This is a genomic window from Streptomyces sp. NPDC060205 (genome assembly GCF_042728395.1).
Classification (GTDB): Bacteria; Actinomycetota; Actinomycetes; order Streptomycetales; family Streptomycetaceae; genus Streptomyces.
The window spans coordinates 1-9775 of the sequence record NZ_JBHWZP010000337.1; the positions used below are offsets into that span (position 1 = coordinate 1).

Below are 9775 nucleotides of genomic sequence, written 5' to 3' on the forward strand. Positions count from 1 at the left end.
CTGGTGCCCGTCCTGCCAGCCGGGCCCGTCCCCGCAGCCCGGCCGACGGGGGGGTGGGACGCCGGTGCCCCCCCCCCCCCCCCCCCGCTGCGGGGGGAAGCGCCTGAGCGATTTACAACGACGGGGGAATCGCTTCAGGCACTGCGGGGGGTGGCTGCGATGGTTCGTACGTCCGGGGCCTCCGGCTCGTCCAGCCGATGGTCGCGCTGATCGAGGTTCACAAAGATCATTCCGTACCGAATGGCGCACCGTACCGGCTGCGGCGCCCCCCGAGGCCGCCGCAGACACCGGTACGCCCGTACGTCGTCCTCGTCGTCCCGGGTCACCACGACCGGCTCTCCGAAGACGGTCACCATCAACGAGTCACCGCTGTGGGGGATGGCGGTGGCCAGGTCGATGAAGTGCCAGCCGGAGCGGTAGGCGGTGGCCATTTCTCTGCGGAAGGATCGGTCGTCAGGTGGAGTGGTCACATCAATCCCCGGCACCTTCGTCCGCACCGATGGGAGGTGCGGGCCAGGTACTGTCTCCGGGCACGCCGGCAGACTTGGCCGCCGACGGCCACGTGCTGTCCGCCCGAGTGTGAGCGTCGCCCTTCGCGTCCGAAAGGCCACTCAGAGCGCCGAAGGCCAAGACGGCGGAGAAGGCGGCGACAAGCACCGAGCGAAGCATTTTCTTACCCATAGTCGGCTTCGTCCTCACTTGAAGGTCCCCTCTTCCCCCGTCGGATACGACGATGGCTCATTCGGGCACGTCATGACCACATAATCGATGCATCATGTTCCTGCATGTTCAGGACCCTGGGGGGTGGAGATTTGGCAACGAATCAGACTAAGGCGACACATCCCCATCCGGTGACCGAACTGTGCGAGGAAGGTGGCCGCCTCTACGCGAACGCTCTGCGCACGGGACGTATCGCCCGCGCGGACGCGACGTCGGCTCCGTGCCTGATGGAGTTCGCCCTTCTTCATCCCGATCCTGACGACCCGAACTGGCTGCGCCCCGTGCCCCCCACGGTCGCTCTGGCCCAGCGACTCAACCCCATAGAGCACGAGATCCTCGAACGCAGACGCCTGTCGATCGAACTGGCCGATGCTTTCGAGCCGTTCATGGCCCTGAGCGCCCAGTCCACGGAATCCACACATTCGATCACCGTGCTGGAGGGGGGCGACCGGATCAACGCGGCGCTCAACCTGGCCACGGCGCAGTGCCAGGTCGAGATGCTCACGGTCCAGCCGAGCAACCGCCTCTCCGAGCGCCAGCTCCTCCAGGGCCTGGAGCGGGACAGACCCCTCACCGAACGAGGCGTGCGGATCCGCACCCTGTACCAGCACACGGCCCGGTACAGCCCGGAGAAGCTGGCCTACGTGGCGCAGCTGTCCGACGGCAAGGTGGAGTACCGCACCATCGACGAGCTGGTGGAACGGCTCATCATCTGCGACGAGAGCGTCGCCTTCATCCCCACCCGCGACGACCAGCAGGTCGCCCTGGAGCTGCGCCACCCCGGCCTCGTGCGCTATCTGATCAAGGTGTTCGAGTTCATGTGGGGCCGCGCGGTCCCACTGAGCGCCGGCGCCCCGTACGAGACAGCCCCCGACGGCATCACCGAGATCCAGCACTCCATCGCCAAGCTCCTGGTGGAGGGCCATGTCGACGAGGCGATAGCCCGGCGCCTCGGCATGAACGTACGGACCTGCCGCGCGCACATCGCGAAGCTCGCCACCGCCCTGGGCAGCGGAAGCCGGGCACAGCTCGGCTATCTGATCGCCGAGTCGGGGATCCTGAAGCAGGACGGGGCCGAGGGGTGAAGATTTCACACTCCGCCCACGCCGTGGAAGAACTGTGTGCGGCCGGAACCGAGCTCTACGAACGGGCGCTGCGTGAGGGGCACGTGCACAGCGACGACGCCGAGGAGGCCCCCTGCCTCGTCGATCTCGGGATGCTGCACCCGACCGTCGAGGACCTGAGCTTGCTGGAACCCGTCGCCCCGGTCGTCGCCCTCCACCGGCTGCTGCGCACGTCCGAGGAGCGCATCGCTGACGAACGGCGGCGCGAGGCGCGGCTGACCACGGTGTTCGAACCGCTGATGCGGATCGGCAGCCGGCAGACGGCGGTCACCGACGCCCCGGCGATCAGAATCCTCAGCGGGACGAAACGGATCAACGAGTCCATCACCGAGGCCGTGCGCGACGCGACCCGCGAGATCCTCTCCATCCAGACGAGCGCCGGGCGCGCGAACGGTCGCCAGGAGGCGTCGGATGCCGTCGCTCTCCCCCGCGACCAGGCCTTCCTGGACCGCGGCGGCCGGATCCGTGTCCTCTACCAGCACACGCTGCGCCACTCGCCCCACGTCCTGGCACGCTACGAACGGCTGCGGGGCGACGTCGAGGCCCGGTCCCTCGACGAACTCACCGACCGCCTCTTCGCCATCGACGGCTCCGTCGCCTTCCTCCCCGCGAACAAGGACGGCACGCTCGCCCTTGAGGTCCACCACCCCGCGCTGGTCGGCTACTTCGTGACGACCTTCGAACGGTTCTGGCGGCTCGCCACGCCCATGTACCCGGTCGCCGTGCAGCGCCCGTCCCTCAACGGCGTCACCCCGCGCCAGCAGGCCATCGCGGGCCTCCTCGTCGAGGGGCACACCGACGCGGTCATCGCCGAGCGCCTGGGGCTGAACGTACGCACCGCCCGCGTCCACATCGCCAAGCTCGCCGACACCCTCGGCAGCGAGAGCCGTGCCCAGCTCGGCTATCTCATCGGTCGCTCGGGGATCCTGGACGACCGGGAACGGTGAGCGGCTGGAGTTCCGCGGCGCGCGGCGGTCCGTCCAGGCCCGCCTGGGCGATCCGCACCCCGAGCTGCGTACGGCTGGCGGCCCCCAGCGTCTCGGAGAGCCGGGCGATGTGCGCCCGGCACGTACGGACGCTGATGCCGAGGCGTTCCGCGACCACCGCGTCCTGGTGGCCTTCGGCGAGCAGCGCCGCGATGGAGCGTTCGCGGTGGGTGATGCCCTCGATGCCGGTGTCCGGGAGGGGCGCGGTCAGGGGTATCGCCAGCCGCCACAGCCGTTCGAAGACGGTGACCAGGTAGCCCACCAGCGCCGGGTGGCGCAGTTCCAGGGCCATGGTGCGGTCGGGGCTCGCGGGGATGAACGCGACCGTGCGGTCGAAGACGATGAGCCGCTCGGTGACCTCGTCGAGGGTGCGGGCCTCCGCCGCCTCCTCCATCAGCTCCATGTAGTTCCGCAGGCCCTGGCCGTGCCGGGCCACGTGCGTGTACAGGTCGCGCATGCGCACCCCGCGGCGGCGCAGCGCGAGCGCCCGGTGCAGGCCTTCGGAGAGTTCGTCCTCGCGGCGGATGCCGCCCGGCTGGACGGCCAGTACCTCGGAGGTGCACGCCTCGGTCGCCTCGTCCATCGCGGCCCGGATCCGGGGCAGTCCGTCGAGCACCCGGATCGCCGCCCCCTCGGCGGGGGAGCGCGCGTCGCCGCCGCCGAGAGCCGCGTACCACTCGAAGGCGGACACGGCCTCGCCCATGCGCGACTGGGTCGCGACGACGTGTTCGTGCATCTCCCGCAGCAGCCGCGTCATGACCTCCTGCGGCGAGGTCGGAACCAGCCAGCCCATGTCGTCGGGGTCGGGGTGCAGGAGCGCCAGTTCGACCAGGCAGGGCACCGACTCGGCGTCCTGGCGGGACACCCGGCCGCGCCGCACCGCACGGGAGTAGACCCGGTCTCCGGCATCGCACAGGCGGTCAGCACCGTGTGGATGCGCTTCCGTCGTGTGCCCGGCCATCTCCCCAACCCCCGGTTCCAGCCTCTTCGGAGCGCAACTATGCGCGGCGTCCCCCGCCTCCGCAACACGGCTCCCCCGCTTCCATGCCCCCCATCGCACCACTTGATCCGCGTTTGCGCACACGTCCGTATGACTCGTTGCAACAAGCTGAAGGAGCAAGGTGAGGGAGGCGGTGGCGCGCACCCCCTCCACAGGGGACGTTGCCCGCGTGAGCTGCCGGAAACCGCCGGCCGGCCGCCGGGTCGCGGGCAGCGTCCGATGTCAGGGGGCGCGTCGGGGCGCGGAGAACCGTGGTGGCGCGTACGCGCCGCCCGGTGCGTGGGGCGTGACGCCGGAGCGGGCCGGTGGGACCGGGGCGGCCGGTGAGCAGGCGTCGGCCGCTACGCAACCGACGGAACCGGCCGAAATTCAGCCGGTCCGCGGGGCGTGGGCGGCCGGGAGCGGGTGGCGCGGGCTACTTGATGCCGAGTTCCTCGCACGCCGCGCGGTACTTCGCCGTGCAGATCTCCTCCGCCGAGTAGATGCCGTCCTCGATAACCGTCGACTCGATGGTGCTGCGGGTCAGGGAGGAGACCTGGACGAGGCTGGCGGGGATGTTCTTGTCGGTGGGGCTGGAGACCCGGTCGGGGGTGAGCGAGTCGAACTCGATGCCGTAGCCGCGGACGCGCGCCACGGCTATCTCGGCGGCGGTCTCCGCCTCCTCGGGGTACGGCTTGTAGACGCTCATGAACTGCTCGCCGGCGAGGACGCGCTGCACCGCGTCCAGTTCGGCGTCCTGGCCGGTGATGGGCGGCAGCTTGGTGGCGCCCGCGGCCTTGAGCGCGGAGATGATGCCGCCCGCCATGCCGTCGTTGGCGGAGTACACCCCGGCGATGTTGTCGACGCCGATGGAGGAGATGGCCGCCATCATGTTGGCCCGGGCGTTGGCCGGTTTCCAGTCCTTGGTGTCGTACGTCTTGGCGATGGTGACCTTGTTCCTCAGCTCGGTGAGGGCGGCGGCCTTGAACTGGGCGGCGTTCGGGTCCGTCACCGCGCCGTTCATCATGACGATCTTCTGGGACTTGTCGCCGTCCAGCCGGTCCGCGAGGGCCCGGCCCTGCACCTGCCCGACCTCCTCGTTGTCGAACGAGATGTACGCGTCGATCGGGCCCTCGGCCAGCCGGTCGTAGGCGATGACAGGAATGCCGGCCTTCTTGGCCTTCTTCACACCGGCGGCGATGGCGTTGGAGTCCACGGCGTCCACCATCAGCACGTCGACCTTGTCGTCCACCATTTTCTGCAGCTGCCGGCTCTGTACGTCGGCGTCCTGCTCGGCGTTCGCGTAGACGACCTTGCCCTTGCCGTCCGTGAGCGTGCCGACCTTCTTCTTGATGATGGGGTAGTCGAACTTCTCGTAACGGGAGTTCGCCTTCTCCGGCAGCAGCAGGCCCACCGTGATGTCGTCGCCCTTGGTGGGGCTCGCTTCGGCTCCGTCGTCACCGTTCCCGCACGCGGCGAGGGTCAGGGTCATGGAGCAGACGGTCACGGCCAGGGCGGTACGACGTATGGCGCGGTTCACTTCAGGTGCCTTCCGTACGAGGGCGACAGTGCGGGCCCAGGTGACAAAAAGACAACGCGGGGGTTCTCGGGGCGTCAAGGAGTAACTGCTAACGACCTCGCAACAGAACTCTGTGAAGAGTCGGAGCCGAAGTCGGGCGGATGCGCGGAGTGAGAATCCACACCACCCACGCACTCCCCTCACTCTCTCCTTCGTGCCGCGTTCGCCCCCTCGCACGACAGACACGGCAGAAGGCCGCGGGAGAGGGCGAATGGTGGTAGAACACCACGTCCGGGTCAGCATGAGTACCTGATCGGCGGCGCACGGATTGCGGTGGGGCGGCTCCCGGATCTTGCTGGGACCAGACAACTGTTCCTTCATCACGGAGTTCCGATGCGCACTTTCTCCCGGTCCCTCATAACTGCGCTGGCCGCGGGCTGCCTCGCCCTGACGGCAGGCACGTCCGCGGCGGCCGTCACCGCGCCCGCACCCGCGCCCGTACCCGCGTCACGGGCCGCGCCCGATCCGGTCCCCGCCGCCTGTGACGTCGACTGGGCCGGGTTGGCCGGGATCACGGGCACCGGCACCCTGCAAGAGGCGATCGTCGCCTGCGTCGAGGCCTATACGAAGCGCGACCTCGCCAGCTGGCTGCAGACCCCGCCGAAACCGCCCGCCGAGCAGCAGGATCAGCCCGCGGAGCAGCAGGGGAAGCAGCAGGATCAGCAGAAGGAGGAGGCGGAGGACTGGACCGGGGCGGACGCCGGTGACTGGGCGATCGACCTGTCCTGCGATCTGGCCGAGCTCTTCGAGGAGCCCACGGCATGCCGGCCGTCGGACTCCATGACGCAGCGGCAGGACCTCTCTGCGTCACGGCGTTAGCCGTCGGCGCGGGCAGGCAGGAGCACACCGAGGGCGCGGTGGTCCGAGTGGGCCGCCGCGCCTTCGCGGTCACTGAGGCGGTCGTTCCCGACCTCCCCCCGCCGCCCTCAACCGCCGTCGTCCGAGGGGTGTTCGTGGCCCCGCGGGCGTTCGGGGAAGGGGAGGAGACGGGCCGGCGGCCGGTCAGGGCCCACCGGGTCCTCCTGTCCGGACGCCCTGGCGTGTTCCTCCCAGCCCGCGCGGAACCAGTTCAGCTGGTGCCGCTGCAGCTCCTCCTCGGTGAGTACGCGCACACCGTCGGGGCCTGCGGCCCGTACCTTTTCGGCCAGTACGCCGAGGAGTTCGCCCACGGTCTCCACGACGTCGGCGACGCTCTCGGCCCCGGCCCCACGGCCGCCTCCCGGTTCACCCATGCCGCGCTCCGTTCCCTTTGCCGTCAAGCGCCCTCCGGCAGGAACTGCCGTGCCACCCTGGCGAACAGCTCCCGCAGTTCGGGCGGGACCCCCATCCGGCAGGCCGCCTCCTCGGGGCTGAGCCACGGGTGCTCCTCCCCGTCCGCGGGGCGGCTCCCCGTACCGGTGAGCGGCAGATCGTCCTCGGTCAGTCGGCCCGAGCGGATGAGCATCTCCCGCAGGGGGACGCCGAGTACGGCCGCGATGCGCCGCATCGTCTCCAGGTCGGGCATGGACTGCCGCTGGAGCAGCCGGCTCACGGCGGCCCGGTGCACCCCGGCGTCGTCGGCCAGTTTCGAACGGCCGCCGCCGCGCGGGCTGTCGATGTCGTAGCCCCGGGCGCGCAGCAGTTCCTCGATCCAGCCGGCGAACTCCCGCAGTCCCGCGGCCCGGTACGTCTGATCCGTACGGGCCCCGGCCCGTGCGCTCGCAGCCATGTGTCGGCTCTCCCCTCGTCGCCGGGGCAGCGTACCGATCGCACACGCGCCAGCATGTGTGCGCGCTCGCGCGTAACTGTGGAGATTTCGCAACTCTGCGTCACGTAAACGCGCTTGAGGCTCCGTCAGCACATCAGACCTCCACGGAACGTAATCACTTGCGTACGCGCTCGCAACATGTAACCCTGTCCGCTCGCTCGCAACTGTCGAACACATGTTCCCATACATGAGGAGGGGTTGCACGTGCACAATCAACCGTCCGAGGCCGCCGTCACCACACCCGGACCGCCGGACTGGCGCAGCGGGGCCGCCTGCGCCCACCTGTCCCAACGCTCGGTGTTCACCCGGATCCCCGCCGAGGCCGAACCCGTCTTACGCGCCTGCGGCCGGTGCCCGATCCGCAAGCGGTGCGAGGCCGTCGTCGACCCCTCGCACACCTGGTTCGACGGGGTCAGCGGTGGCCGCCTGTGGCGCAACGGACGCGAGGTCATCCGATGAGCGAAAAACAGGGCGGAGCCGTGTGGATCGCCTCGCTCGTCCGCCGATGGCCGGACCTCGTCGACGAGTTGTCCCCCACGGGCGGCGGCGCCCTGCGGGAACGGCGGGGCGGCGGACCCGTCGGCGGTACGACCGCTCCGGTGCGCCTGCATGTCTCCGACGCCGTACGGGACATCACCGACGGGGTCGTCGAACTGGAGGAGGCCGTCCGTGAACGGCTCGGACTGCGGCCGGTGCCCCCGGCGCCCGTACCGGTACGGCTGCGCCGGATCGCCGGGCTGCTGGACCGCATCGCCGCCGACCCGCTGCTCGCCCCGCACGTCGAGGACGAGACACGGCGGATGGCCGCCCGCTGCGCCCGCGTGCTCGGCGACCCCGAACAGCTCGTACGGCTGCCCGGCCGCTGCCCCGCCTGCGACTGCGTGTCCCTGCGGGCTCTCCCGGAACGGGCCGAGATCAGATGCGTCAACCCCGCGTGCCGGCGGGTACTGGAGGCCGAGTCCTGATGACCGACGCTCCACGGACCGCCCGCGCCACCCCTCCCGGGACCACCGCTCCCCTCATCACCACCGAGCTGGCCGCCGACGAGGCGGGTGTCACGACCGCGACCATCCGCAAGTGGGTGCAGCGCGGCCATCTGCGGTCCGCCGGCTCCCAGGGCAGGCGACGCCTCTTCCGCCTGGAGGACGTCTTCGCGGCCGAGCGGACGACGTATCGCGCCCGCCGCCACGACCACTGATCCCGCCGTACGTGGGAGGGGCCCCGCCGCACCACGCGGTGGGGCCCCTCCTGCGTACGCCTGAATACCCCTCCGGCATAAGCCGGTTGCACGTTCGGCCGAGTGGTGTCACATTGGATGCAGCGGCAGAGCTGCGCCCGGCGGACGGGCGGCGGACCTGCCGCTTTGTGTTGCCCGGAAACTCCGGGCACGACCGGGACGGTGCCCGGAGAGCCCCGGGAAACCCGTCTCCCGAAGGGAGCGTCCATGTGGCCATCCTGACCTTCCCCGACGCCGAGCAATTGGTCGTCGACTTCCTGAAGAACCGGGCCGAGCTGACCGGCGTCACCGTCGACAACCGCCCGCCGGCCGGGTTCGACGGCACCCAGAAGGCCGTCCTCGTCTCCCACATGGGCGGCGCCTGGGTCGACGACCAGCATCTCGACCAGCCGCTGCTCGACCTGGAGGCGTACGGCCCGGACAAGCCCACGGCGCACACCGTGGCGCTGTCCGCCCGTGCCTGCGTCCTGGAGCTGGCCGACACCGTGTACGGCTCCGCGGCCGTCGTCGACGTCACCGAGGCGGACGGGCCGCGCTGGCTGCCCGACTACACGCGGTCGGCGGCGAACCGCTACCGCTCCACGATCCGGCTGCTGCTGCGGCTCGGCTGAGCCCCAAGTCCGTCACCTGTACCTGTACGTGAGAGAGGCGTTCGCATGGCAACGAACAACGGCAAGGAAATCCGTGTCGCCGGTACCGGCCGGGTCCTGGTGGCCCCCGCCGGCACCACCGCGCCGGTCAAGTCCGACGACGCCTGGCCGACCGGCTGGGTGGAGCTGGGCTACACGTCCGTCGACGGCATCAAGCTCAACAAGAAGGACAAGATCGACCCGGTCGACACCTGGCAGTCGGCGTCCCCGGGCCGGTTCATCTACTCCGACCGCGATCTGACCGTGAAGTTCCAGCTGCTCCAGATGAACAAGAGCACGCTGTCCTTCTTCATGGGCATCCCGGCCACCGGCATCACCCAGACCTCGGTGGGCGGGACGGCGGTGGCGGACACGTACGAGTTCCTGATCCCGAGCACTCCGGCCAAGGACGAGCGGGCGCTGGGCATCGAGTTCACGGACGGTACGGACGCCGTGTACCGGTTCATCCTGCCGCGCGGGCAGGTGACCGAGACCGAGGAGATGGGGTTCACGCGGACCGGGTCCGTGAAGCTGGGGGTCACTTACACGGCGCTTGAGGCGGAGAGCGCGAACCGTGAGCTGGCCAAGTGGATCATGAAGGACAAGGCCTACGCGGCGCTCTGACCCGCCTGCCCCACACCGGCCCGCAGGCCCACCGGCTCGCCGGACCGCCGGCCCGCGGGTCGCGTGTCGGCCGCGGGCCGGTGGGGGACGTTCGCGCAGTTCCCCGCGCCCCTGAAAAGCGGGGCTGCGCCCCTGCTTTTCGTCTCTGGG

Annotated in this window: 13 protein-coding genes; 8 read left to right on the top strand and 5 right to left on the bottom strand. The window is 70.3% G+C overall.

Annotated features, from left to right (window positions below):
- Positions 1-134 precede the first annotated feature (134 nt).
- A complete protein-coding gene (locus ACFWGJ_RS36725; protein WP_248781803.1) occupies positions 135-431 on the bottom strand; it encodes a (2Fe-2S)-binding protein in 297 nt (98 codons plus the stop codon).
- Between the two features lie 354 nt (positions 432-785).
- On the opposite strand from ACFWGJ_RS36725, the gene ACFWGJ_RS36730 reads away from it, so the two are divergent.
- On the top strand, positions 786-1805 hold the full coding sequence (locus ACFWGJ_RS36730; protein ID WP_387333271.1) for a helix-turn-helix transcriptional regulator: 1020 nt from the start codon (positions 786-788) through the stop codon (positions 1803-1805).
- Complete coding sequence (locus tag ACFWGJ_RS36735; protein ID WP_387333273.1) at positions 1802-2791, top strand: LuxR C-terminal-related transcriptional regulator; 990 nt, start codon at positions 1802-1804, stop codon at positions 2789-2791. The genes ACFWGJ_RS36730 and ACFWGJ_RS36735 overlap by 4 nt, the downstream gene beginning before the upstream one ends.
- Here ACFWGJ_RS36735 and ACFWGJ_RS36740 read toward each other — a convergent pair.
- Both ACFWGJ_RS36740 and ACFWGJ_RS36745 read right to left on the bottom strand, forming a co-directional pair.
- Positions 2751-3791 carry a LuxR C-terminal-related transcriptional regulator gene (locus ACFWGJ_RS36740; protein WP_387333275.1) on the bottom strand — a complete coding sequence of 347 codons (1041 nt, stop codon included), beginning with the start codon at positions 3789-3791 and terminating at the stop codon, positions 2751-2753. The two genes, ACFWGJ_RS36735 and ACFWGJ_RS36740, sit on opposite strands and share 41 nt — an antisense overlap.
- Before the next feature lie 454 nt (positions 3792-4245).
- Complete coding sequence (locus ACFWGJ_RS36745) at positions 4246-5337, bottom strand: substrate-binding domain-containing protein (RefSeq protein WP_387333293.1); 1092 nt, start codon at positions 5335-5337, stop codon at positions 4246-4248.
- A 384-nt stretch (positions 5338-5721) separates the two neighbouring features.
- Between ACFWGJ_RS36745 and ACFWGJ_RS36750 the strand changes: the two genes are divergently transcribed.
- Positions 5722-6207 carry a hypothetical protein gene (locus ACFWGJ_RS36750; protein WP_387333277.1) on the top strand — a complete coding sequence of 162 codons (486 nt, stop codon included), beginning with the start codon at positions 5722-5724 and terminating at the stop codon, positions 6205-6207.
- A gap of 107 nt (positions 6208-6314) precedes the next feature.
- Here the strand turns inward: ACFWGJ_RS36750 and ACFWGJ_RS36755 are convergent, their stop codons facing one another.
- Both ACFWGJ_RS36755 and ACFWGJ_RS36760 read right to left on the bottom strand, forming a co-directional pair.
- Positions 6315-6620, bottom strand: a complete 306-nt coding sequence (locus tag ACFWGJ_RS36755; protein WP_387333279.1) for a hypothetical protein — start codon at positions 6618-6620, stop codon at positions 6315-6317.
- Between the two features lie 23 nt (positions 6621-6643).
- Entirely contained in the window at positions 6644-7096 is a 453-nt protein-coding gene (locus tag ACFWGJ_RS36760) for a helix-turn-helix domain-containing protein (RefSeq protein WP_387333281.1), read from the bottom strand.
- Positions 7097-7339: 243 nt separating this feature from the next.
- Between ACFWGJ_RS36760 and ACFWGJ_RS36765 the strand changes: the two genes are divergently transcribed.
- The 5 genes from ACFWGJ_RS36765 to ACFWGJ_RS36785 all read left to right on the top strand — a co-directional run bounded on the left by ACFWGJ_RS36765 (position 7340) and on the right by ACFWGJ_RS36785 (position 9625).
- A complete protein-coding gene (locus ACFWGJ_RS36765; protein ID WP_387333283.1) occupies positions 7340-7594 on the top strand; it encodes a hypothetical protein in 255 nt (84 codons plus the stop codon).
- Positions 7591-8100 carry a hypothetical protein gene (locus ACFWGJ_RS36770; RefSeq protein ID WP_387333285.1) on the top strand — a complete coding sequence of 170 codons (510 nt, stop codon included), beginning with the start codon at positions 7591-7593 and terminating at the stop codon, positions 8098-8100. The genes ACFWGJ_RS36765 and ACFWGJ_RS36770 overlap by 4 nt, the downstream gene beginning before the upstream one ends.
- Positions 8100-8333, top strand: a complete 234-nt coding sequence (locus ACFWGJ_RS36775) for a helix-turn-helix domain-containing protein (protein WP_387333287.1) — start codon at positions 8100-8102, stop codon at positions 8331-8333. The genes ACFWGJ_RS36770 and ACFWGJ_RS36775 overlap by 1 nt, the downstream gene beginning before the upstream one ends.
- Positions 8334-8581: 248 nt before the next feature.
- Positions 8582-8983, top strand: a complete 402-nt coding sequence (locus ACFWGJ_RS36780; protein WP_387333289.1) for a hypothetical protein — start codon at positions 8582-8584, stop codon at positions 8981-8983.
- A gap of 45 nt (positions 8984-9028) precedes the next feature.
- Positions 9029-9625, top strand: a complete 597-nt coding sequence (locus tag ACFWGJ_RS36785) for a phage tail protein (RefSeq protein ID WP_387333291.1) — start codon at positions 9029-9031, stop codon at positions 9623-9625.
- Positions 9626-9775 lie beyond the last annotated feature (150 nt).